Here is a 24,261-nt window from a genome sequence, read left to right as displayed (position 1 = left end):
GGCGCGCGCCCCGCAGTTTTTTGGATATTCGCCCAATTGCGGTCATATTATGAGATGGGCTGGCCCAGCCTCAGGCGAACATGTGGTCTAGCATATTTCTTGACTGGTGCGCGTGACCGATGTGAACAGGCGGTGCTGTCCTATATCGCTGCATCCTTCTCTCTTTGCCCTCACTGATTCAGCGGGTGAATTAATCACGCGCCACTGATTCAGATAAGTCGTCGGACTTCGCAGGGCTGATTTTGTAGGCTTTGAGCTATGAAAGGCGCGATTCTCCCTGACCCGATCGAACTGGAGGCGCTCGACGAAGGCCGCAATATTTGGCGGCGCTACAGCATCGTCGCCAGCTTCGACCTATTCGATATGATCGTCGTTGAAACCCGCTGGGGCCGGATCGGCGCACGCGGCCAAGCCCAGGTCCGTGCCTTCAACGACTGTGAGTCGGCCGAGCGCTATATCGCCGCGATCCTGCGCCGGCGCGGCACAGCCGAAAATCGGATCGGCGTTGCCTATCGGCCACTGACGGTGGTGCCATAAGCTCGCCTCTTTGCGGTTCCGACAAACATTCTAATGGTCCAACTGTTGCGCTACGGTGAGCTGTGGCCCAATTTTATCCCGGCGTTGACGAAGGACCGATATCATGCTGAGCTTGATTGCGGACTTGGGACATTACAAGCAGATTGTGCTGGTAATCCGGGTTTATCCCGGATTGGACAGTCGCAAAGCAACGCATATTTTCGAAGGTAAACTGAGGGGGATGAACGGGGACGCATTGCATGGCGGTAATCAATTCGAATAGCGCTGCTTTGCGGGCGCAGAATGCATCTCGCCGGGCGAGCGAGAATCTCAGCCAGGCGATGGAGAGGCTGTCCTCCGGTCGTCGCATAAATTCCGCCGCAGACGATGCTGCGGGCCTTGCGATATCCAGCAAGATGACGGCGCAGATCGCTGGCATGAAGCAGGGCATCCGCAACGCCAATGACGGCATTTCTCTGGCTCAGGTCGCGGAAGGCGCGCTCGGCGAAGTCAGCGACATGCTCCAGCGGATGCGCGAACTGACCATCCAGGCGGCGAACGGCACCGCCAATGCAGACGACCGCAAAAACATTCAGGCGGAAATCACGCAATTGACCACCCAGATCGAGGATGTGCTCAAGAACACGCAGTTCAACGGCATCACCCTGTTCAGCGATACTAGCAAGGGCGTGAAGGCGTTTGACGGGAATAATGACGCCGACTTCATGGTCGGCGGCAATGACGATGGCGGCACCCATGGCTATGACAACAGCCATGATGGCGATGACGACGCGGAGGATGCCTATAATCTGGCTCCCGGCGCCGATCATTTCGATGTCGGCAGCGATCCTGTCTTCAGCACAGGTTGGGAAGATACGATCGGCGGCAGCGCCCATGTCGCCTATTATGTCAGCACCCACACCCACGCCGCAGATCGGAAAGGCTCGGCCGGAGAGGCCGTGATCCGCATCCAGACCGGCGCCAATGCCAGCGACATGGTCGACATCGGCATTCCCACGTTCTACAGCCCGTCCGATGGTTTCACCCTGCTGGGCACGGACGTGACGCTGGGCAATGGTCGGACCCGCTTTGTCGGCCTCCAGAACATCGACCTGACGTTGAACCCTAGAGCCAATCAAGACGTGCCGCATAGCAATTATGGCGATGATACGGGCTATGCTGAAGTCGCACACCTTGTCACGGTCAGCGGCTATAGCATCGTCAGCAGCGCTCCGCTTACATTATGTGAAGATGCCACTGGCACCATGGTGCCTGTCTGGGATCGTCCCACCGGGCGGGCTGATGGAGACACCCCGCTCACTAGCCTGAGCGGAGACTATAATAGCAGCAACCCATCCCAACCTCACATGGAAGACCCGCGCCGGCTGTACGACGGCAACGGCAATGTTGTCGCCACGAGCCACATACATATGGCCGACCAGGACGGTCATCTGGACGAGGATCCGTTGGGTTATGTCGAATATACCAATTCGCACTACAAGAGCTATGGCGGCGTCAAGGTGGGCGCGCTGGATGCGTTGAACGTCATCGATGCAGCGCTTGCGCAGGTGATGACGGCCCGCACCAATTTGGGAGCTTTTCAAAACCGGCTGGAAGCCACCGTGAACCTGACCACGAGTGGCGTCACCAACCTTGCCGATGCCCGCTCCCGGATTGAGGATGCGGACTTCTCTACCGAAACGGCTGCGCTCGCCAAGGCCCAGATTCTCAATCAGGCGGCCACGGCGATGCTGGCCCAGGCCAATCAGACTCAACAACAGGTTCTCAAACTTCTCGAATGAAGAGGCTGCGATCCGCCCTTCACTGGCCGCCATCGTCCTGATCGACGACGATCCGTGCGAGGATATCTCCAAAATCGCCAAGGTGACGACCGTCATGACGAAAGATCGCGTGCCGGAGTTCAGCGACTTTCTAAAAAACCGTCGCCGGCTGAGTCCGCCTGTGCGCAGTAGAAACGGGTCGTGCTATGGTGCGGGCGGGAGGGTCGCGGCCGATGGCTTATTGGAGGCTTGATACCCCGTTAAAAAAAAACGTGGCCCGTGGGTGTTTGCGTACTTGAGAGTGGTGACGCCGTTTTGCGGCGATCCCGGTTACGAAGATGACGTTTAGCATCGCCCATATCCTTCTGTTTTAAAGGAGGACTTGGAATGGAACGATCAAAATCCGGCGCGTTGTCCATGGTCAATCCAGGCGCTGCCGCCTTCCAATTCCATAGGAGGAGTTCGTGGAGGCGGCTCTGGGGGATATCGGAGATGCGGGCGCGCCGCTCGTGACAGTCAAGGTAAAGCTTTAACGTCAATCTGGAGTATAGCCTAACTGGACGTCAGGGCGGTACTGCGGTTTCTGTCAGATTAGGGTGATAAACGGAATTTGTTGACGAATTTCGTTACGTATCATAGATTTCAACCTGACATTTTGATGGAGAGAGTGCGCAGTGAAGGGGCAACGGATCGGCTATGTCCGGGTCAGCACGTTCGATCAGAATGTGGATCGCCAATTGGAAGGTCAGTCGCTCGATCGGACCTTCACCGACAAGGCATCGGGCAAGGACGTCAACCGCCCCCAGCTTGAGGCTCTGCTCACTTTCGCCCGCGAAGGCGATACCGTCGTCGTCCACAGCATGGATCGGTTGGCCCGCAATCTGGATGACCTGCGCAAGCTGGTCCAGGGCCTCACCAAGCGAGGTATCCGGATCGAGTTTGAGAAGGAAAGCCTGTCCTTCTCGGGGGAGGACTCCCCGATGGCCAATCTGATGCTCTCGGTCATGGGTGCGTTTGCTGAGTTCGAGCGCGCTCTGATCCGCGAACGGCAACGCGAAGGCATTGCGATCGCTCGGCAGCGCGGCGCCTATCGGGGGCGGAAACGGTCGCTCTCGGATGAGATGATTGCCGATCTGCACCGCCGCGTTGCCGCCGGTGAACGCAAGGCGACCATAGCGCGCGACATGGGCATCAGCCGCGAAACCCTCTACCAGTACCTTCGCGCCGCTGCCTGACACCAATGTTCACATTATGTCCGGAAAATCGTTGTTCAGCGTACAAAGCTTGAGGTGACGCCTGCTGGTCCGCGACATCGACGTACAGCTCGCCCGCGAAACCCGTCGCTTACCCTTTGCCGTCGTTGGTGATCTGAGTTCAGTGTCGGCGGCCTTCGGACGACCGATCGATATCCTCCTCGGTGCCGATATGTTCACGGGTAGCTGCATCGCGCTCGATTTCGCGAAAAGGCGTATGGCGGTCGTCAAGTCAGGCACGTTTCTCGCCGGTCCCGACTGGCGCGCTGTCGCGCTCGGGCGCGGTGCCAAGCAGGAGCTGTTCATTCGAGCTTCCGTCTCGGGTTTGCCTCCCGTGCCCTTGATGATCGATCTTGGCAGCTCGGCCGCGCTGATGCTCTCGTCGGCCTATGCCCGCGATCAAGGGCTGTTGAACGGGAAGCTCGTCTCGACCGCGGCGATCGGCGGCGTCGATGGTGTGCGTATCAACGATGCTTTCACGATCCAGAACATCAACATCGAAGGGCTTGGCGTCTCGAACGTCCCCACACTCGGGATGAGAGCTTGGCTCTCCACCAGCACGGTTGGCAATGTCGGCCTACCGCTGATCGCTCAATTCGACGTGGTGTTCGACGTGACCGCCGGATTCGTGTGGCTCCGGCCACTCGGTCCTCGTCGTCGCCTGCCGATGCTGAAGGACCGTAGCGGCCTTGGCCTCGCAGCCTCACCAACGGCGCTCACCGTTGTTCATGTGGCGGCGAACAGTCCCGCGGAAAAGGCTGGCTGGGCGGTCGGCGACCGGATCGTGGCGGTGAACGGCCATTCGATCGATGCGAACTATACGCGTGGGGAGCTCTGGCAAGTGCGCTCCCGGCCTGCTGGCACCCTCGTAAAGCTGACGATGGCCTCGGGTGATGTGCGCGAGCTCAGGCTGGCCGATTATTATTGATCGGCTTGAGGGTGGCCTTTGCCGATCGCCTTCATGATCCGACAATCGGCCATGCGCGCCTTGGTGCAGCTCTGGCTGAGCATTGCCAACTCATCCCGCAACACCGCGAGTTGCGCCAGTCTCTCCTCCACATCCTTGAGGTGCTGAGCAGCGATAGCTGAGGCGGCACCACAATCCTGGTCCGGGTTCTGCGCCAGCCCCATCAACGAACGGATCTCGTCGACGGAGAAGCCAAGCCGGCGACCGTTGCGGATGAAGTGCAAACGCTCAATGTCACTGGCATCGTAGGTTCTGCGATCCGACGCCGTGCGAGGGGCGGATCGGAGCAACCCGATCGACTCATAAAAGCGGATCGTCGTCACCTTCGTCGAGGTCTCGCTGGCGAGCTGCCCAATCATCACCGGCTTCATCATGCCATCCTTGCTTATGCGAACGTGTCGCACATTTCGCTTGCTTCTACAGCGACTGGAGGTGGTAAGGAAGGCCGCATGAATGCTTCTACCGAAAGCTGCGGGTGCCACGGGGAGCCCGCGCGCGCGCAAACCGATCCGGCCTATCGCCGTGCGCTGCTGACCGTCGTGGTGCTCAACCTCGGCTTCGGAGTCGCCGAGCTGTTCGGCGGGTTCATCGCCGATAGCCAAGCGCTGAAAGCGGATTCCCTCGATTTTCTCGGGGACGGGTCGATCAGCCTTATCGGTCTTCTCGCGCTTGCCTGGTCCGCACGGGCGAGGGCAAAGGTCGCGCTGACGCAGGGGTTGTTTCTCGGTGCGCTTGGCGTGGGCGTAATCGGTTTCGCGATTTGGCGCGCCCTGAACGCAACCGCGCCCGATGCCGAACTGATGGGCACAATCGGCGTTGTCGCGCTCGCGATCAATGTCGTGTCCGCCTTGGTGCTTGCGCGTTTCCGGGAAGGGGACGCCAATGTTCGCGCGATCTGGCTGTTCAGCCGCAACGACGCGCTCGCCAACGTGGCGGTGATCGCCGCGGCCGGTCTGGTGGCGTGGACAGGAAGCGCCTGGCCGGACCTCGCCGTCGCCGGCCTCATCGCCCTCCTGTTCCTCCACTCCGCTTATGAAATCGTCACTGGCGCTCGGCGCGAATTGGGAGAGCGGTAGTGCGTCTGCTCGCGTTGATCCGGGCAATGCTCTCGTTGCGGCTGCTCTCCGCGCTCGCGGCGCTGCTGATCCCTGCTGCGGCAATCGCCGAACCCGGCGACGTGCAAACCGCATGGCGGCTGCTCGACTATATGGCCGTCGATTATGGCGGCGCGGTCGCCAACGGTCGGATCAAGAGCACGTCGGAATATGCCGAGATGACGGAGTTCGCCGCGTCGGTCTCGACACGGCTTCAGGGCCTGCCGGCGAAGCCGGAGCGTCAAGCCCTCATCCAGCGGGCTGCCAACCTCCAGGCGGTGATCGCGGAAAAGGGACCGACTGAACAGGTGGCAACATTGGCGCACGGGCTCGCGGCCGATCTGTTGCGCGCCTACCCGGTGCCGCTCGCGCCCGATAAGGCTCCGAACCTCGTCTCCAGCGATGCCCTGTTCCGACAATCCTGCGCGTCCTGCCACGGGATGACGGGCAACGGCCGTGGCCCTGACGCCGCCAAGCTCGCTACGCCCCCGATTGCTTTCACCGATGCCGAGCGCGCGCGCCAGCGCAGCGTGTTCGCGCTCTATCAGGTGGTGACGCAAGGCATCGACGGGACCGCGATGCAGAGCTTCGCCGATCTGCCCAACGATCAGCGCTGGGCGTTAGCATTCCGAGCCGGGAGCTTCGCCTTCACGGATGCGCAGGCGCGCGAAGGCGAGCGGCTTTGGAAATCCGACCCGACCCTTCGCCGGCGCATTCCGGACCTGAAAACCCTGGTCGCGCTCACCCCGGCCGCGCTCGGCGCGGCGATCGGCGACGCCAAGGCTGACCCAGTGCTCGCGTTCCTGCGTCGTCATCCCGAACAGGTGATACAACAGGCTCCCGGCTCGCTCGCGGTCGCCCGCGCCAAACTCGCCGAAAGCGTGGCGGCTGCGCGGCGCGGCGATGCGCGCATGGCGAAAGAGCTGGCGCTGTCGGCCTATCTCGATGGGTTCGAGCCGATCGAGCCAACACTCACCGCGCGCGACGCGACGCTGATGGGTCGAATCGAGGGCGCGATGGGGGAGTTCCGCGCCTCGATCGACCGGGGCGCGTCGCCCGATGATCTCGCGGAGAAGGTCGCAGTACTGGGCGGCCTTTTCGACGATGCGGAAGCGGCGCTCGCGCCTGATGCCGCCACCGAAGCGTCCACGTTCCTGGGCGCGTTCACGATCCTGCTGCGTGAAGGGCTCGAAGCCCTGCTCATCGTTGTCGCCATGATCGCGTTCCTGCGTAAAGCCGAGCGCGGCGAGGCGCTGCGGTACGTGCATGGCGGCTGGGTCAGCGCGATCATCGCGGGCGGGATCACCTGGGCGGTCGCCACCTATGCGATCGGGATCAGCGGTGCGAGCCGGGAGCTGACGGAAGGGTTTGGCTCGCTGTTCGCCGCGGTCGTGCTGCTCTCGGTCGGGATTTGGATGCACGGCAAGGCGCAGGCCGATCAGTGGCAGCGCTATATTCGCGAGAAGATGTCGCGGGCGCTCTCGGGCGGGTCGGGCTGGTTCCTGTTCGGGCTGGCGTTCGTCGTAGTTTATCGCGAGGTCTTCGAGACGATCCTGTTCTATGCCGCGCTTTCGGCGCAAGGTGACAACGGGATGCTTCTCGCGGGGGCCGGGTCGGCGATTGGACTGCTCAGCCTGATCGCTTGGGCCATGCTTCGCTACAGTCGCAAGCTGCCGATCGCGCAGTTCTTCCGCTATAGCTCCTGGCTCATGGCGGTCCTGACCGTCGTGCTGGCGGGTAAAGGCGTCGCCGCGCTCCAGGAAGCCGGCCTTATCAACATCGCACCGCTCGCGGACGTGCCACGGCTGTCGATGCTCGGCGTGTTTCCCACTTGGCAATCGGTGCTGGCGCAACTCCTGATGGCGGTCGCCATTGCGGTCGGGTTCGCCTGGAACGGGCGCGACCGATCCCGCTCGGGTTCCGGCTCAGTGACCCTTGGTTCGAATTAGTGCAATGACATGAAAACCCTTCCGTGATAGAGGCAAGCTAGTGCGAGCCTTTTTGCCTTTCCTGACATGCCTGATGCTGGTCCTGACCAGCTTCTCCGGCATGGCCCATGCCGCCGATCTGGCGGGGGGAAGCATCGCGGGCGTTGAGTTCACGGTCCATACCGCCGGTGACATCGATCAGGTGCCATCGGACTCGGACAAGAATGTCCCGCATCATCACAATTATTGTCACGGACACGACGTCGGCGCGCCTGCGCGCACGACGATGGAATATACCCCCGTCCTCACAGTGCCCAAGCCGACAATCTCCGCCTCTGCGTCGCTCGACGGCCGCACCGGCATGGTCCATTTGAGGCCCCCCCAAGCCTGACGTCCGATTTGGGCGTGCGTTGGCGCGCCCCTGTCGATCATCGTCAGGAGTCCTATTTTCATGAATCGTATCCTCGCGGCCATGCTGGCCGCAGCGTCTTGCGCCACGATGGCGCAGGCGCAGGTCGGACCGTCCGCGCCTGTTGCGCAGGATGCGCCGGTCTACACGCTTGACCAAGCGGTCAGTGCAGCGGGCGGTTCGGCCCCTGCTGCGGAAGCGGCGACAGCTGGAATCGACGCGGCCCGTGCAGGTCGCACAGTCGCCGGCTTGCGGCCCAATCCGGTGGTTCAAGGCCAAGTCGAGAATGTCATCGGCTCCGGGCCGTATCGGGGGGTCCGCAGCGCGGAAACCACGGTCGGCTTTGCGATCCCGATCGAGCTAGGCGGCAAGCGCGGCGCCCGCGTCGCGGTCGCCAATGCGCAATTGTCCCGGGCCGAGATCCAGGCCGCGATCATCGCGGCGGATGTCCGGCTTCAGGTAACGCAGCTCTATGTCGAAGCGGTCGCGGCCGATCGCCGGGTAATGACAGCCCGCGATCAGGCCCGGATCGCCAGCGATGCGCTGCGGGCCGCGAGCGTTCGCGTGCAGGCAGGGCGGGCATCGCCACTCGAGCAACAGCGCGCGGATGTCGCGCGTATCAATGCCGACGCCAATGTGGAGCGGCAGCTTCGCTTGGCCGAGGCGGCCCGCGCCAATCTGGCGCGTCGGATCGGACGGCCGATCGACGGCCTGCTCGATGACACGCTGCTCGATCGCCTTCCCGGTGTGAACGTCTATGGGCCGTTGGCACCGGTCAACACGACCGGCACACTCGCGCTGGCGGCAGCCAACGCGGATTTCTCCATTGCCGAAGCCGGCGTGCGGCTCGCGCGCGCCAATCGCGTGCCTGACCTGAACGTCGGGCCGTCGATCCGCCGCCTGGAAGCGACCAACGACATGGCGGCGGTGTTCAGCGTGTCGATCCCGATCCCGGTGTTCAACAATGGTCGCGCCGCGATTGCGCAGGCGACCGCGCAGCGGACCCAGGCGGATGCGCAGCGCCGCGTGACCGCGCTCGACATCGAACAGGCGATCACGGACGCGCAGGCGCAGGCGGCCAATGCCGCAACGACGGCTCGTGCGGCGTCGGGGCCGGCGCTGGCGGCTGCACAGGAGGCCGCCCGCATCGCGCGGATCGGCTATCGCGAGGGCAAGTTCGGCCAGCTCGAATTGCTCGATGCTGAACGCACGCTCGCCGAAACGCGGGTCGCCGCGATCGACGCGCTTGCCAATTACCAGAATGCCCGCGCGCAAGTGGAGCGACTGACCGCTCGTGCGCCCAATGGGGGGAATCAGTGATGAAGAGCTTTTATCTCGCGGGCGCGGCGTCGCTCGCCCTGCTCTTGGCTGCCTGCGGCGGCAAGGATGGCGGAAACGAGGCAACTGCCGAAGGCGCAGCTGCCAATGAGACGGCAGCGGGCACGGAAAAGGGCGGTGCTGAAGGCGGTCATGCCGGTGAAGGCGTCGTCACATTGGGTGCCGACCAGATCGCCACAGCGGGCGTCCAGGTCGGACGGCCGATCATCGGCGGGGCCGGGACGATCGAGCTGCCCGCGATCATCGAGGGCGACCCACAGGGAACGCAGGTCGTCTCGGCCGCAATTGCGGGACGCGTGGTCGCGCTCACCCGTAACCTCGGCCAATCGGTCGGACGCGGCCAGACCATTGCGGTCATCGAAAGCCGCGAGGCGGCGCAGATCAAGGGCGAGGTCGAGGCGGCGCGGGCGCGGCTTCAGCTCGCTAATTCGAACCTCGCGCGCGAACAGCGGCTGTTCGCGCAGAGAGTCTCCCCTGAACAGGATCTGATCGCCGCCCGCACAGCGGCGACGGAGGCGCGGATCGCCCTGACGCAGGCGCAGAGCATGGTTTCGGCGGCGGGTGTCGGCGGCGGCGGGCTCAACCGGCTCGGCATTGCCGCGCCGATCTCGGGCCAGATCATTGCGCGCCCCGTGACGCTGGGACAAACGGTCGCGGCGGATGCCGAACTCTATCGCATCGCCAACCTGAGCCAGGTGTCGATCGCGCTTAATCTCAAGCCCGAGGATGCGGGCCGGGTGCGTCCCGGCAATACGGTGCTGGTGAAGGCGGCAGGCCGTCAGGCGACCGCCCGCGTGACCTTCGTGTCGCCGGCGCTTGATCCGCAGACGCGGCTCGTGCCTGCGCTCGCCACCCTCGACAATCGCGGTGGCGAATGGCGGGTCGGCGAGCCTGTGACGGCAGCCGTGCAGCTCACGGGCAGCGGCGGGAGCGGGGCGGTCCGCGTGCCGACGACGGCGGTCCAGAGTTTCGAGGGCAAGTCGGTCGTGTTCGTGCGCACGCCCACCGGCTTCAAGGCGACCCCGGTCCAGCTCGGCGATGCGTCGGGCGACACGGTGATCGTCCGGTCGGGCCTGACCGGCAACGAACAGATCGCCACCACCGGAAGTTTCACGCTCAAGGCCGAGATCGGCAAGGGCGAAGCGAGCCACGAGGATTAAGCCATGATCGCCCGTATCGTAACCTGGGCGGTCGAGAAGCGCTGGCTAGTCCTGCTCCTCACCGTCATCGTCGCCGCCATCGGCGCCTTTTCCCTCTACCGGCTACCGATCGACGCGGTGCCGGACATCACCAACAATCAGGTCCAGATCAACGTCCGCGCGCCTGCCCTCTCGCCCGAGCTGGTCGAGAAGCAGGTGTCGTTTCCAATCGAAACCGCGCTCGCCGGCACCCCCGGCCTGGAATATACGCGCTCGTTGAGCCGCAACGGCTTCGCGCAGATCACGGCGGTCTTTTCGGACGCGACGGACATCTATTTCGCCCGCCAGCAGGTGGGCGAGCGTCTGCGGGGCGTGCAAGAGAATCTGCCCGACGGCGTGAACCCTGAAATGGGTCCGATCGCGACAGGCCTGGGCGAGGTGTACATGTACACCGTTCGTCTCGATCATCGCGAGGACGACAAGCACAAGCCCGGTGAACCGGGCCAACAGCCCGATGGCAGCTACATCACGCCAGAGGGCGAGCGACTGACGACCGAAGAGGACAAGGCGACCTACCTGCGCACCGCGCAGGACTGGATCGTGACGCCGCTTCTGAAGACCACACCGGGCCTCGCCGGTGTCGACTCGATTGGCGGTTACGCCAAGCAGTTCCTCGTCGTGCCCGACGTGCAGAAGCTGGCCTCGCTCGGCATCACGCTGACGGACCTGGGAAATGCGCTGGAGCGCAATAACACCAGCGTCGGCGGTGGCTTCGTCAATCGCAATGGCGAAGGTCTGGCTGTTCGCTCGGATGCGCTCGTTCGCAATGCCAGCGAGTTGGCCAGGACCGTGATCGCGACACGTAACGGCGTGCCGATCACGGTCGAACAAGTTGCGACTGTGAAGACGGGTCAGGCGATCCGCATGGGTTCGGCATCGGAGAACGGTACCGAAGTCGTCGTCGGCACGGCGATCATGCGGATCGGCGAGAACAGCCGCATCGTGTCGACCGCGGTCGCTGAGAAACTGAAGACGATCAACGCTTCGCTGCCTCCTGACGTCGTAATTCAGCCGGTGCTGAACCGCACCGAGCTGGTCAATTCGACGATCAAGACGGTCGCGAAAAACCTGTCCGAAGGCGCGGTGCTGGTCATCGTCGTGCTCTTCCTGCTGCTCGGCAACTTCCGTGCGGCCCTGATCGCGGCGTTGGTCATCCCGATCACCATGATGCTGACAGGCTTTGGTATGCTGCGCGCTGGGGTCTCGGCCAATCTGATGAGCCTTGGGGCTTTGGACTTCGGTCTGATCGTCGACGGCGCCGTCATCATTGTCGAAAACGCGCTGCGCCGGCTTGCCGAGCAACAGCATCATGAAGGCCGATTGCTCAGCGTCAAGGAACGGCTCGCGACCGTGGCAGCCGCTGCGCGTGAGATGATCCGTCCCTCTGTGTACGGGCAGGCAATCATCATCCTCGTCTACGTACCGCTGCTCACGCTGACCGGCGTGGAGGGTAAAACGTTCGGACCGATGGCGCTGACCGTCATCATCGCGCTCGCCTTCGCCTTCATCCTCTCTCTCACCTTCGTGCCGGCGATGATTGCGATCTGGCTGTCGAAGAAGGTCGAGGAGAAGGACGGCCGCATCATCACGTGGCTGAAGAAGCGCTACGAACCCGGTCTCGACCGGGCCATGAAGCGCCCGACGCTGACGATCGGTGCGGGTGTGGGAAGCCTTGTGGTGGCGGCGCTTGCTTTCACTACGCTCGGCTCGGTGTTCCTGCCGCAGCTCGACGAAGGCGATTTGCTGATCCAGTCGCTCCGCATTCCGGCAACGTCGGTCCAGCAGAGCCAGGCGATGCAGGTGCCGATCGAGCGGATGATGTCGAAGCAGCCGGAGGTGCAATTCGTCTATTCCAAGACGGGCACCGCCGAGCTGGCGGCCGACCCGATGCCGCCGAACGCGACCGACATGTTCGTCATCCTGAAGCCGCGCAAGGATTGGCCGGATCCTGAGCTTCCCAAGGAGGAGCTGGTCAGCCGGATCGAGGGTAATCTCGCGAAGATTCCGGGAAATGCCTACGAGATCACCCAGCCCATCCAGATGCGCTTCAACGAGCTGATCGCCGGCGTGCGCGGCGACATCGCGGTGAAGGTGTTCGGGGACGACTTCAACCAGATGAACCGGACGGCCGAGCAAATCGCGGCGGTGCTGCGCAGAACGCAAGGCGCAGCGGACGTGAAGGTGGAGCAGACGACCGGTCTTCCCATGCTCGACATTCGCGTCAACCGCGACGCGATGGCGCGGTTGGGCGTTACGGCTCAGGATGTGCAGGACACCGTGACTGCGACGATCGGCGGGCGAACATCGGGCCAGATCTTCGAGGGCGACCGTCGCTTCCCCGTGGTGATCCGCCTGTCGGAGGCGCAGCGTGCCGACATCGGCCTGCTCCAACAGGTGCAGGTGCCGGTGGCAGGCGGCGGCTATGTACCGCTGTCCAGCGTCGCCGAGATCAAGGTGGTCGATGGTCCGAACCAGATCAGCCGCGAGAACGGCAAGCGGCGCGTGGTGGTGCAAGCCAACGTGCGTGGCCGCGACGTCGGATCCGTCGTGGCGGATGCGCAGGCGGCGATCGGCAGCCAACTCCGGCTGCCTGCCGGCACCTATCTCGAATGGGGCGGCCAGTTCGAGAACCTCCAATCGGCAAGCGAACGGCTGAAGCTGGTCATTCCGGCTTGCTTCATCTTGATCCTGCTGCTCCTCTACGGGGCGTTGGGATCGGTCCGCGACGCCGCGATCGTGTTCACCGGCGTGCCTTTCGCGCTGGTGGGCGGCGTCCTGTTGCTGTTCCTGCGGGGCATGGACTTCTCGATCTCGGCGGCAGTGGGCTTCATCGCCCTCTCGGGCATCGCGGTCCTCAACGGCCTCGTCATGGTCAGCTCGATCCAAGATCTGATCCGATCAGGGATGAGCCGCGAGGAAGCCGCGCATGTTGGCGCGATGCAGCGTCTGCGACCCGTCATCATGACCGCGCTAGTCGCCAGCCTCGGCTTCGTGCCGATGGCGCTGGGCGAAGGCGCCGGCGCAGAGGTTCAAAAGCCTTTGGCGACGGTCGTCATCGGCGGTCTGATCTCGGCGACGCTTCTTACGCTGTTCGTGCTGCCGACACTCTATGCCCGGTTCGGGCAGAAAGTGATCGAGAAACCCGAGCACTACAATGAGGAGCATGAAGGGGACGACCACGGTCAGACCTTCGTGAACAACTTGGCCTGATGGATGGGCGGGGCGATCCGCGATCGCCCCGCCCATCTCTGGGAGATGGGGATATGCCTCGCACCATAACCAGCTCGATGCTTCACGGCGGGCCACTGCGCATCTGGTCGGCACTCACCGATCCGGATCATCGCCGGGCGTGGAGTCCGCTCGTATTTCTCGATGATCCGTCCCGGCTCGGCGACACAGAATGCACCTTTGCGATCCAGGGCATCACCCGGCCAATTCGGACGCCAGCACGGATTGATCGATTCGATAAACCGCACGCCTTCGCTTGGTCCTGCGGCATCCCCTATCTGTTCACGCTCGAAGAGCGGTACGAGCTGGCGGGGGACGATGGCGGCACCAGGCTAACGCATAGCTGCACGCTGCGCGGGGCGCTCTCCCTGCCGTTCGCGGCGATGATGTTGCGCCGCCTGCGATCCCTGATGGTCGAATCTGACGATCGCCTCGCAACCTATCTCCGCTGGCGGGTAGGTCAGCCTGCCCGGGCTATCAATCGTCAGCGCGTCCCCTTCCGCTACAGGAGGAAGGCGCGATGATGATGCACTGTAAGCGGGTGCTGCCCGCCGTCATCCTCGTTGTCGGGCTCGCGGCGTGCTCGGAAAGAAAGCCGCCAGCCCCGCCAACGGAGCAGCAGATCCATTCGTCCGACAGCGCCGTGGCGACCGAGGAAATGGGGCGGCATAGATATCGCTGTTCCGACGGGGAACCGCTGTTCGTCGATTACAAGGACAACGGCCTGCAGATCGATTTGCGGCGCTCCAACGGGGGGCCGCCGATGATGCTGACCGCGCCAGCGCAGGGCCTGCAATATGTCGGCGAAACAGCCACCGCGACCTTCAAGGGGTCGCAGCTCACCATCGTGGAAGGCGATGGCCGTACCCGGATCTGCGAGCGGGAAGGCACGCGATGAACTGCCCTGCCTTCGAACGCCACAGGGCGCTTCGTCGGAAGAGACCGATGTCTGACACGTCGATTTCAAATGTGACAACCTTGTGCGGCCTGAATCGGGCCGGTCTGGCGATCGCGCGCCTCGGCGTCGTTCTCGTCTCCGGGGCGGTTATAGGGGCGTGTAATCCAGCGCCGACCCAGCCTACCGAGCCGGCGCATGAAAAGCATCTGACGTCGAAACTAATCGCGCAGCGCATCATGTACTGCGACGACGGCACACGCGCCGATGTCGACTTCATCGATGACGGCTTGAAAATGGCCTTCACCTGGCTGCCGAAGGGCAGGACCGAGATCCTGCGCGCGCAGCGAACCGGTGACGAGTTTCGCGGCGACCATTCGCGGGCTGTCGTGGCGGGCGGATCGATCGCGTTCACGCGACGCGGGAAGATCCGCGTCTGCCACCGAACCCCGGAGGAGTCCTAGGAAATGCAGGCACTGCTCTATACGCTTGCGCCTGTGCTGGCGGTCGTGCTCGGCGCGATTGTCGCGAGCCGCACCAAGTTGAAACCTGGCCTCGTGGCGGGCCTACAGCATCTCGCTGCCGGCGTCGTGTTCGCGGCGGCAGCGACCGAAATCCTGCCGCAGGTCAAGCATGAGGCATCGCCCAGCGCGACGTTGATCGGCGGGGCGGCGGGCGTCGCGACCATGCTGGGGCTCAAGGCTCTTGAGGCCCGCTTCAAGGGGCCGATGGCGCTACTCGCCGCGATCGGCATCGACATTCTGGTCGACGGCCTGGTGCTCGGCCTCGCTTTCGTGGCGGGCGAGAAGGCAGGTCTCCTGCTGACGATCGCGCTCACTCTGGAAGTGTTATTTCTGGGACTGACGCTGACCGACGAGCTGGCGGAAACCTATCGCTCGCGCTTGCGCATCATCGTGATCGTCTCGGCATTGGCCCTGCTGCTGCCGATCGGCGCGCTCGCTGCCGTGCCGGTCGCCGCGCTGTCGCCGGTGATGATCGCCGGCTTCCTCAGCTTCGGGCTGATGGCGCTGCTCTACCTCGTCACGGAGGAGTTGCTGGTCGAGGCGCACGAGAAACCCGACACCCCGCTCATCAGCTCGATGTTTTTCGTCGGCTTCCTGGCCCTGCTGACACTTGAGGAGATGATGGGATGATCCCGGGCAACGACAACAATGGCGGGCAGGAGCGCCGCACACTGTGGATCGTCCTGCTGCTGAACGCGGCGATCGCTGCGGGCTTCTTCGTTTCCGGCTTCTTCGCGGACTCGAGCGCGCTGATCGCCAACGGCGTCGACAACCTGTCCGATACGGCTGTGTATGCGCTGAGCCTTGTGGCGCTCACCCGGGGCCAGACATGGAAGACACGCGCCGCGGTCGCTTCGGGCGTCATGCTGCTGATCTTCGCGGGCGGCATCTTGATCGATGTCGGACGGCGCTACGTGCAGGGCAGCGAGCCCATCGGACCTACCATGATGGTCATGTCCGCGATCGCCGGCGTCGTGAATTACCTCTGCCTGCGGCTGCTCCAGCGCCTCAAGGATCCGGACGTCAATCTCCGGGCCGCAACCACCTTCAGCTTCAACGACTTCATTTCCAACGGCGGCATCCTGATCGCCGGCGTGCTGGTGCTGTGGTTGGGTACCAATTGGCCGGACCTGCTGGTCGGCTTCGCCACCGCCATCATCGCCATCAAGGGCGGTGTCGAAATCCTGCGCGACGCGCGCGCCGAAACCAAGAAAAGCGAAAGGAGGTCGTCATGAACGACAAGCTCGAACTCGACATTCCAGTGTTGTTGCCGGACCTTCCTGACGCGGCCGATGCCTGCCTGGACCGTCTCGTATCAACCCTGTCAAAGCGCGAAGGTGTCGAGCGGGCGCATGTGATCTGTCTCGACGGCAACACGCCAGCGGCGCTGTGCATCCATTTCGATGCCGCCAAGCTGCCGCTGCCACGGTTGCGCGAAATGGTGCGCGCCGCAGGTGCCGAAATCACCGAGCGCTACGGCCATGCGATCTGGCAGGTGACGGGGATCAACCACGAACGTCGGGCGCGCACGGTCAGCGATGCGCTGTGCGCCTTGCCCGGCGTGGTCCAGGCAAGCGCCAGCACCAGCGGGTCTGTCCGGGTCGAATATGATCGCCGCGAAACCACCGAAGAGGAGGTGCGCGCTGCGCTTCGCAAGCTGAAGGTGAGGGTGGGCAAGCGGGTCGCTGCCGATGAACATGCCGGCCACGACCACGGCCCCGGGGGCCACGGCGCGGGCGAAGAGAAGCACGGCCCCGGCGATGGCCACGACCATAGCCACGCCGAATTTCTCGGCCCCAATACCGAGCTGATCTTCGCGCTCGCCTGTGGCGCGCTGCTGGGGATCGGCTACGCGATCGAGAGGCTGGTCGCTGGCGCGCCCGAATGGCTGCCGACCGCCTGCTATATCGCAGCCTATTTCTTCGGCGGATTCTTCACGCTGCGCGAGGCGATCGACAACCTCCGGATGAAGAAGTTCGAGATCGACACGCTGATGTTGGTCGCTGCGGCCGGCGCCGCTGCGCTGGGCGCATGGGCCGAAGGTGCGCTGCTGCTGTTCCTGTTCAGCCTCGGCCATGCGCTTGAGCATTATGCAATGGGCCGCGCCAAGAAGGCGATCGAGGCGCTGGCGAAGCTCGCGCCCGAAACCGCGACCGTGCGACGCGGCGGGCAGACCAGCGAAATCCCGGTCGAGCAGATGGTCGTCGGGGACATTGCCATCGTCCGCCCGAACGAGCGCCTGCCTGCCGACGGCTTCGTCATCAAGGGCACCAGCGCGATCAACCAGGCCCCGGTCACGGGTGAAAGCATCCCGGTCGACAAGGTGCCGGTCGCAGATGCCGCAGCGGCACGCGCCAAGCCCGATGCAGTCGACGCGGAAAGCCGGGTTTTTGCTGGTACGATCAACGGCGGCGGCGCGATCGAGATCGAGGTGACACGCCGTTCCAATGAAAGCGCGCTTGCCAAGGTCGTGAAGATGGTGAGCGAAGCGGAGACGCAGAAGTCGCCGACGCAGCGCTTCACCGACCGGTTCGAACGGATCTTCGTGCCCGCCGTCCTGGTCCTGTCAGTGCTCCTGCTGTTCGCATGGGTGGTCGTCGACGAGCCGTTCCGCGACAGCTTCTATCGCGCGATGGCGGTGCTGGTGGCGGCAAGCCCGTGCGCGCTCGCGATCGCAACGCCGAGCGCGGTCCTGTCGGGCGTTGCCCGTGCAGCGCGGGGCGGCGTGCTCGTGAAGGGCGGTGCACCGCTCGAAAACCTCGGGTCGCTCAAAGCGATCGCTTTCGACAAGACGGGCACGCTGACCGAAGGTCGTCCGCGCATCACTGATGTCGTGCCCGTCGATGGCGCCGATGAAGGCGAGTTGCTGGCGCTGGCTGTCGCCGTCGAAGCGTTGAGCGACCATCCCCTGGCCCAAGCGATCGTCAAGGACGGCCGCGAACGTCTGAACGATCGTGCCGTGCCGACTGCCGGCGACCTCAAGAGCCTGACCGGTCGGGGCGTCACCGCGAGCGTGGATGGCGAGACGGTGTGGATCGGCAAGGCCGAGATGTTCGGAAGTGAGGGCATTCCGGCGCTGGGGCAGGGCGCGCAGGACGCAATCGCGAAGCTGCGCGAGAACGGCCGCACGACAATGGTGGTCCGCAAGGGGGACCGCGACCTGGGCGCGATCGGCCTGATGGACACGCCTCGCGAAGCTGCCAAGACCGCGTTGCGTCGGCTGCACGAGATGGGCGTGTCGCGGATGATAATGATCTCCGGCGATCACCAGAAAGTCGCCGAAGCGATCGCCGACGAAGTCGGGATCGACGAAGCGTGGGGCGACCTCATGCCCGAAGACAAGGTTGCCGCGATCAAGAAGCTCGCCGGCGAAGACAAGGTCGCGATGGTGGGCGACGGCGTGAACGATGCGCCGGCGATGGCAAGCGCCACGGTCGGCATCGCGATGGGCGCGGCGGGGTCGGACGTTGCGCTGGAGACAGCCGACGTGGCGCTGATGGCCGACGATCTGGCGCACCTGCCATTCGCAGTCGGTCTTAGCCGCCATACCCGTGGAATCATCCGGCAGAACGTCTTCGTCAGCCTGGGTGTCGTCGCCTTCCTGGTGCCTGCTACCATCCTCGGCCTCGGCATTGGGCCAGCGGTGGCGGTTCATGAGGGATCGACGCTGCTCGTCGTCATCAATGCGCTCAGGCTGCTCGCCTACCGCGATCCGGCAGGGAAGGCGGCATGAAGTGGCTGATCGCCTTCGACCTCGACGGCACGCTTGCCGAGAGCAAGCGGCCGTTATCGGAGGATATGGCCGCAATCCTCGCCCGATTGCTCGCCATCACGGATGTGGCGGTGATCTCGGGCGGGGACTGGCCGCAGTTCGAAAAGCAGATCGCCTCGCGCCTTCCTGCCGGCGTCGCGCTCGACCGTCTCTGGTTGATGCCGACCACAGGCACGAAACTCTATCGGTTCATCAATGGCGCTTGGCGCGCGGTCTATGCCGAACTGTTCGACGACGCGGAGAAGGCGAAGATCCGCACGGCCTTCGATCAGGCGCTGACCGATGCCGGTCTCGCCGACGAACGTATCTGGGGCGAACGGATCGAGGACCGGGGCAGCCAGATCACCTTTTCGGGCCTGGGGCAGGCAGCGCCGCTGAAGGAAAAGGAAGCGTGGGATCCTGACCGAAAGAAGAGGACCGCGTTGCAGGCCACGTTGCGCGCGAAGCTGCCGGAGCTCTCGATCAATCTCGGTGGCACGACATCGATCGACGTGACCAGAGCAGGGATCGACAAGGGCTATGGCCTGAAGCGCCTGAGTGCCGAGAGCGGTGTCCCGCTCGACGGGATGCTGTTCATTGGGGATGCGATATTCCCCGGTGGGAATGACTATCCCGCTGCTGAAATCGGCCTCGACACAGTGAGGGTGCGCGACGTCGCGGAAACCACCGCCGTCGTGACCGCCATCATCGCGTGTCTGCACCGATAGGATCAAGATACATGGTCGGCTCCATCGCGGAATGCCGCATTGTCAAAGCTCTGGCTTCTGTCGCTTAGGGCAGCGCTTCCTAAAACGAAAAGAAGGCAATGTGCGCGTCTCCGCGAACAAAGCCTCCAGCGATCAATCTAAGAGATTCCGCCGCGCTTCTCAATCGTAGGGGGCGTTTGCGGGAGGGGGCGGAATCCTACGCTCTCATGACCGTCATTTTGGAAGCGGAGCCGCACAGAACCTACACCAAAACTGAGGTCCGGTGTAATTGAAACTGATGATGCACCTGATGGGTGTGCCGCGAGCCGATCGACGACGATTGATCATGCTCTCATCCGCGGATTGACTACCGCATTTCCCATTTCCGTCGTGGGCCTTCCTCTCTCTAAGCACGGGCATCGGTCGAAACCTGCCCCAACGTACGCCGAGGGTTACCCATCTTGCCTGGTCTTCGCGGCACGCCCATCAGGTCCAATAACTTGAGATGCCGTCGTCATGCGGGCTGCATACGTCGCCCGATGTCCCAGACAAATCCCACCAATTCGCGAGCGATCGCCGTGATGACCTTCGGCAAGGGCTTCCCGGACGCAGCCAACATCCGGTAGCGCTGGCACAGTCGGACTTGTGCTTTCCAGGCGATGGCTTTGACTTCATCCGGCAGTCCCTCGACCCGGGCTCGATAGCGGCGTTCTTCCCGCGCTGGCAGTCGATAGGACCAGGCCGCCTCCACCAACATTGCTCGCGCTTCGCGGTTGCCGGTCTTCGTTATTGCGCCTCGGCGCGTCCGGGCACCACTCGACGCTTCAGACGGGACCAGCCCCAGCCAACCCATGAGCTGTTTTGGGGTATCGAACCGACCAAGGTCGCCTATTTCTGCAACTAAGGTGGCGGCGACAATCAAGCCGACACCCCGCAAGGCCTGCAGAGCCTGAACCAACGGCGCCAGCGACCAATAGGGCAATGCCTCCACCAGCATTGCATCCAGTCGGTCGCAGCGCTGCTGTGCTTCCTCGATCCGGCGGATGCTCTCGCCGAATACGAATTGCTGGTGAGGTGCATCAAACGCCTGCTCACCGAGCCAGCGCCAGTGCGCCTTGGTCCAATTGGATCGACCGGCGAACTTGCGCCCATGGCGCAGAAGGAAGCTCAACAACATCTGCCGGCCAGCAACCAAATCGTGTTTCGCCTGGCGTCGCCCACGAATCAGATCACGGATAGCCTCGTGTGCCTCGTCCGGGACCCAGATCGCCGTCAATTCACCAGACCGTAGCAATCGGGCGAGCGTCATCGCGTCACGTCGGTCGGTCTTTATCCGGTCCGCAGGTTTGCGCGGCATGACCGATGGCGCAATCACGCTACATTCCGCCCCCAGATCGACTAACTGACGATGAATTCCGTAGCCACAGCCGCCTGCTTCATAACAGAAATGCAGCGCGACATCCGGGCTGCTCAGTCGGGCCACCAGACGCCGGATCGAATCCTGCGTGTTGGGTATGGTCCCGTAGAACCGGATTTCTCCAGTCCGACCGTCATCGGCGAGCGCAACTGCAATCGTCTCTTTATGGACATCGAGACCGACAAACTTGCTGATCGACATTGTCCTTCTCCTTCCTGACAAGCTGAGCTTACGCCCCACCTGCCTCGAAGCGCGAGGCGAATGACGGTCATTGGGTCTAAGGATTTGGGCCAGCGATATTCCCCGGTTAGATTGATGTGTTCCCATCCCAACGGCGAGACGTGGGCGAGTAGATCAGGCGCGATATGGGTACCGCTGGCGGCCCGGGTATTGACGACCTCGCCGAGCTTCATGGTGTTCCAGAATATGATGATGGCGGCGAGCAGGTTCATTCCGGCGATGCGATAGTGCTGGCCTTCGCCGGATCGATCCCGGATTTCACCTCGGCGGTGGAAGCTGATGGCGCGCTTTAGGGCGTGGTGGGCCTCACCCTTGTTGAGGCCGATCTGAGCCTGGCGCTGGAGGCCGGCATCAAGAATCCAGTCGATCATGAACAGGGTTCGCTCGATGCGGCCCACCTCTCGCAATGCGAGGGCCAGCTCATTCTGGCGCGGGTAAGAGGCGAGCTTGCGAAGAATCTGGCTGGGGGCGACGATCCCCGCTGCGATCGTCGCCATGATGCGCAGGATGTCGGGCCAGTTGCGCTCGATGAGCGGTTCATTGATCTTACCTCCGACCAGCGCTCGCACATTGGCCGGCGTCGCGTTGGGCGTGAAGGCATAGAGTCTTTTCTGAGGGAGATCGCGGATACGGGGGGCGAACCTGTAGCCGAGCAAGGCGCAGGCGGCGAACACATGATCGGTGAAGCCGCCCGTGTCGGCAAAATGCTGGCGAACGCGGCGGCCCGCGTCATTCATGAGCAGCCCGTCCAGGATATAGGGAGCCTCGCTGACCGTTGCCGGGATCACCTGGGTTGCGAACGGCGCATATTGATCGGACACATGGCTGTATCCCTTGAGGCCCGGGACGTTGCCATATTTCGCGTTGATCAGATTCATCGCCTCGCCCTGCTCGGTAGCAAGGAAGAACTGCCCGTCGCTGGATGCCGATTGCCCTTGTCCCCAGAAGGCGGCCATGGGCAGGGCGGCGTGGGCCTCCACGATCATGGCGAGCGCCCGATCATAGGCGCTGCCTTCGACATGCCAGCGCGCGATCCGCAGCAATTCCCAGAAGCTGTGCGTGTTGGTCGCCGCCGCCATCTTGCGCAAACCGAGATTGACGCCTTCCGCCAGCAACACGTTCATCAGGCCGATCCGGTCGCTGCAGGGCGCGCCGGTGCGCAGATGCGTGAACGCCTCGGAAAATCCGGTTCGCTCATCGACTTCCAGCAACAGATCGGTGATCCTCGCGGGCGGGAGCTGTTGATAGAGATCGAGCACGAGATCCTCGGCCCCTTCGGGCGTGTCGGCCCTCAGCTTGTCGATGTGCAGCTTGCCGTTCTCGATGATGCCGCCTGGGATCGTGCCGGTTCGCGCCGCGCGGCCAAACTCCTTCAGCCGTGTATCCAGTCGAGCCCTGCGCTCGGCCAGCCATTCGCCGGGTCGCAGCGGCACGGCGAGCCGCGCGGTCTGCTCTATCGCCTGTGGCGGGACCAGAAGCTGCTTGAGGTCGCCATAGCGGCGCGATCCCGCCAACCATATGTCACCGGACCGGAAGGCGTCGCGGATGTGGAACAGCACCGCGATTTCCCAAAGCCGGTGGTCGCCGCTGGGCTCAGCGCGAAGATGACGATGCCATTTCGAGTTGGGACGTAGAAAATCCACCGGCGGATCGACCTTGATCCCGTTACGCAGCATCGCAACGGCCGCCAGAAGAGGCGTGGCGATCGGCGCCGCCTGCATGTCGAGCAGGCGCAGCATCCTGGGCGCGTAGAGGCGGAAACGGTGATAGCCGTCCAGCACACGGCTGAGCGGGTCGGCCGCGAGCACGTTGGTCAGCGCGGAGGCCGTGGCGACAAGGGTTCTGAACCGTTCCCAGCCAGGCCCGGTGGCGATTATCCCGTCCAGGGCCGTGCCATCGTCCTGCGCTCCAAGCAAAGCACCACCGATTTCGGCAAAGGACTTCAGCGTGTCCCGAACGGCCGCCTTTTCGTCGGCGATCCTGGTGTTGCAAAGGCGTTCGGAGGCCCGATAGAGACGGCCTACGATGCGATCGTGGGTCTCCACGATGACATCGGCCAGCGATGACCGCCATTCCAGGGTGCAGACAGCGAGGATCGCAAGCCGCCTGTCTTCGGGCAGATCACGCATGCCGTCGGCGTAATAGCGCTCGCCCTGCCGGCGAAGCCGGGTCACACGATGCGCCGGCACGCCGTCCAGCAAATCCGCCGGAAGATCGAACCTTTGAAGATATTCCAGTCGATCCATCAGCCGGTTAGCGGCTGCTGAATTTGCGCCAACCTCGAACTGTCGCAGCCATACGAAGCGCGTGACGCGACCATCCACCGTATCCTCCAACAGGTGAGCCAAATTCTCGCTCAGGGTTGGCGTGATGCGATGGGCGATAAGATCCTCGATCCGGCGCTCGGCCTCAACCAGCGCATCGGCGCAAAGGCGCTCGATCGTCGAGGAGCCGGGAAGGATCGTGCGGGTGCGGCGACACTCCGCAACGAAGCGACGGGCAAGATCCTCATTCGATGTCGCCGCCTCGGCTTCCCGAGCGATCCATTCGCGCAAATCCCGTGCGCCCCGCCCCGAAAAGGAGCGATAGCCGTAGATTCGGCGAAGGTCCGCCAGATGCTCGTGCCGGGTCTCCTCGCGCGCGGCATAGAGGAGTAGATCGTCGCTGGTCAGGCCGAGCTGGGCCGCGATGAAATCCGATACCTGCGCCGGGATCAACTCGCCAGGAGCGAGCACCCGGCCCGGGTAGCGCAGGACGCACAGTTGCAGCGCGAAGCCAAAACGATTGTGGGCGCGCCGGCGCTGGCGGATATGCCCGAGATCCTCATCGCTGAGGGTATAGTGCCGCAGCAGCTCACCTTGATCGACCGGCAAGTGAAGCAGCGCCTCGCGCTGTCGATCGGTCAGGGTCACGCGACGCGGCATACATGCTCCTTATTCTTTCCGAGCTACGGTTTGAGATAGCTTGATTGAGATGCTGGTTAAGATACACAATAGCCCAATCTTATGTGCTCA

At 63.5% G+C, this 24,261-nt stretch carries 20 protein-coding genes and 1 pseudogene; 18 read left to right on the top strand and 3 right to left on the bottom strand.

Features of this window, described 5'->3' with window-relative positions; translation table 11 throughout:
* Window positions 1-258 precede the first annotated feature (258 nt).
* The 5 genes from HH800_RS26015 to HH800_RS25995 all read left to right on the top strand — a co-directional run bounded on the left by HH800_RS26015 (window position 259) and on the right by HH800_RS25995 (window position 4,478).
* Window positions 259-537: a WGR domain-containing protein gene (locus HH800_RS26015; protein ID WP_169863470.1), complete on the top strand. Its 279-nt coding sequence runs from the start codon at window positions 259-261 to the stop codon at window positions 535-537.
* A gap of 103 nt (window positions 538-640) precedes the next feature.
* Complete coding sequence (locus tag HH800_RS26010; RefSeq protein ID WP_169863444.1) at window positions 641-799, top strand: hypothetical protein; 159 nt, start codon at window positions 641-643, stop codon at window positions 797-799.
* Window positions 777-2,318: a flagellin gene (locus HH800_RS26005; RefSeq protein WP_169863469.1), complete on the top strand. Its 1,542-nt coding sequence runs from the start codon at window positions 777-779 to the stop codon at window positions 2,316-2,318. Before HH800_RS26010 ends, HH800_RS26005 begins: the two co-directional genes overlap by 23 nt.
* A 653-nt stretch (window positions 2,319-2,971) precedes the next feature.
* Window positions 2,972-3,532 (top strand): recombinase family protein, encoded by a 561-nt coding sequence (locus HH800_RS26000; RefSeq protein ID WP_004213255.1) that lies wholly within the window; start codon window positions 2,972-2,974, stop codon window positions 3,530-3,532.
* A 142-nt stretch (window positions 3,533-3,674) separates the two neighbouring features.
* Window positions 3,675-4,478: a PDZ domain-containing protein gene (locus HH800_RS25995; RefSeq protein WP_017503485.1), complete on the top strand. Its 804-nt coding sequence runs from the start codon at window positions 3,675-3,677 to the stop codon at window positions 4,476-4,478.
* Here the strand turns inward: HH800_RS25995 and HH800_RS25990 are convergent.
* The gene (locus tag HH800_RS25990; protein ID WP_169863468.1) at window positions 4,472-4,891 is read right to left on the bottom strand and encodes a MerR family transcriptional regulator; all 420 of its coding nucleotides are present in this window, start codon (window positions 4,889-4,891) and stop codon (window positions 4,472-4,474) included. The two genes, HH800_RS25995 and HH800_RS25990, sit on opposite strands and share 7 nt — an antisense overlap.
* 75 nt (window positions 4,892-4,966) lie before the next feature.
* Here HH800_RS25990 and HH800_RS25985 point away from each other — a divergent pair, with 75 nt between their 5' ends.
* From HH800_RS25985 to HH800_RS25925, 13 genes are all read left to right on the top strand, one after another.
* Window positions 4,967-5,593 carry a cation transporter gene (locus HH800_RS25985; RefSeq protein ID WP_004212870.1) on the top strand — a complete coding sequence of 209 codons (627 nt, stop codon included), beginning with the start codon at window positions 4,967-4,969 and terminating at the stop codon, window positions 5,591-5,593.
* Window positions 5,593-7,560 (top strand): cytochrome c/FTR1 family iron permease, encoded by a 1,968-nt coding sequence (locus HH800_RS25980; RefSeq protein ID WP_004212871.1) that lies wholly within the window; start codon window positions 5,593-5,595, stop codon window positions 7,558-7,560. The genes HH800_RS25985 and HH800_RS25980 overlap by 1 nt, the downstream gene beginning before the upstream one ends.
* Before the next feature lie 73 nt (window positions 7,561-7,633).
* Window positions 7,634-7,930, top strand: coding sequence for a hypothetical protein (locus HH800_RS25975; RefSeq protein ID WP_007406840.1), 297 nt, complete (start codon window positions 7,634-7,636; stop codon window positions 7,928-7,930).
* Between the two features lie 60 nt (window positions 7,931-7,990).
* Window positions 7,991-9,268, top strand: a complete 1,278-nt coding sequence (locus HH800_RS25970) for a TolC family protein (protein ID WP_004212875.1) — start codon at window positions 7,991-7,993, stop codon at window positions 9,266-9,268.
* Window positions 9,268-10,446 carry an efflux RND transporter periplasmic adaptor subunit gene (locus HH800_RS25965; RefSeq protein ID WP_004212877.1) on the top strand — a complete coding sequence of 393 codons (1,179 nt, stop codon included), beginning with the start codon at window positions 9,268-9,270 and terminating at the stop codon, window positions 10,444-10,446. Before HH800_RS25970 ends, HH800_RS25965 begins: the two co-directional genes overlap by 1 nt.
* A gap of 3 nt (window positions 10,447-10,449) precedes the next feature.
* On the top strand, window positions 10,450-13,695 hold the full coding sequence (locus tag HH800_RS25960; protein ID WP_004212878.1) for an efflux RND transporter permease subunit: 3,246 nt from the start codon (window positions 10,450-10,452) through the stop codon (window positions 13,693-13,695).
* Between the two features lie 53 nt (window positions 13,696-13,748).
* On the top strand, window positions 13,749-14,237 hold the full coding sequence (locus tag HH800_RS25955; RefSeq protein WP_004212879.1) for an SRPBCC domain-containing protein: 489 nt from the start codon (window positions 13,749-13,751) through the stop codon (window positions 14,235-14,237).
* Complete coding sequence (locus tag HH800_RS25950) at window positions 14,234-14,611, top strand: hypothetical protein (protein WP_169863467.1); 378 nt, start codon at window positions 14,234-14,236, stop codon at window positions 14,609-14,611. Before HH800_RS25955 ends, HH800_RS25950 begins: the two co-directional genes overlap by 4 nt.
* A gap of 47 nt (window positions 14,612-14,658) precedes the next feature.
* Complete coding sequence (locus HH800_RS25945) at window positions 14,659-15,072, top strand: hypothetical protein (protein WP_169863466.1); 414 nt, start codon at window positions 14,659-14,661, stop codon at window positions 15,070-15,072.
* Between the two features lie 3 nt (window positions 15,073-15,075).
* Window positions 15,076-15,762: a ZIP family metal transporter gene (locus HH800_RS25940; RefSeq protein ID WP_004212882.1), complete on the top strand. Its 687-nt coding sequence runs from the start codon at window positions 15,076-15,078 to the stop codon at window positions 15,760-15,762.
* Window positions 15,759-16,367: a cation transporter gene (locus HH800_RS25935; RefSeq protein WP_004212885.1), complete on the top strand. Its 609-nt coding sequence runs from the start codon at window positions 15,759-15,761 to the stop codon at window positions 16,365-16,367. The genes HH800_RS25940 and HH800_RS25935 overlap by 4 nt, the downstream gene beginning before the upstream one ends.
* Window positions 16,364-18,865: a heavy metal translocating P-type ATPase gene (locus HH800_RS25930; RefSeq protein ID WP_004212886.1), complete on the top strand. Its 2,502-nt coding sequence runs from the start codon at window positions 16,364-16,366 to the stop codon at window positions 18,863-18,865. Before HH800_RS25935 ends, HH800_RS25930 begins: the two co-directional genes overlap by 4 nt.
* On the top strand, window positions 18,862-19,611 hold the full coding sequence (locus HH800_RS25925; protein ID WP_004212890.1) for an HAD-IIB family hydrolase: 750 nt from the start codon (window positions 18,862-18,864) through the stop codon (window positions 19,609-19,611). Before HH800_RS25930 ends, HH800_RS25925 begins: the two co-directional genes overlap by 4 nt.
* A 493-nt stretch (window positions 19,612-20,104) precedes the next feature.
* On the opposite strand, the gene HH800_RS25920 is transcribed toward HH800_RS25925, so the two are convergent.
* Window positions 20,105-21,208, bottom strand: coding sequence for an IS110 family transposase (locus HH800_RS25920; RefSeq protein WP_015063481.1), 1,104 nt, complete (start codon window positions 21,206-21,208; stop codon window positions 20,105-20,107).
* An 83-nt stretch (window positions 21,209-21,291) separates the two neighbouring features.
* Window positions 21,292-24,171 (bottom strand): annotated as a pseudogene (locus HH800_RS25915) (Tn3 family transposase); the annotation flags it as partial.
* Between the last annotated feature and the right edge of the window lie 90 nt (window positions 24,172-24,261).

The sequence above is a fragment of the Sphingobium yanoikuyae genome (assembly GCF_013001025.1).
In the GTDB taxonomy this organism is placed as follows: domain Bacteria; phylum Pseudomonadota; class Alphaproteobacteria; order Sphingomonadales; family Sphingomonadaceae; genus Sphingobium; species Sphingobium yanoikuyae_A.
This window is presented reverse-complemented; position numbering and strand designations above follow the sequence as displayed.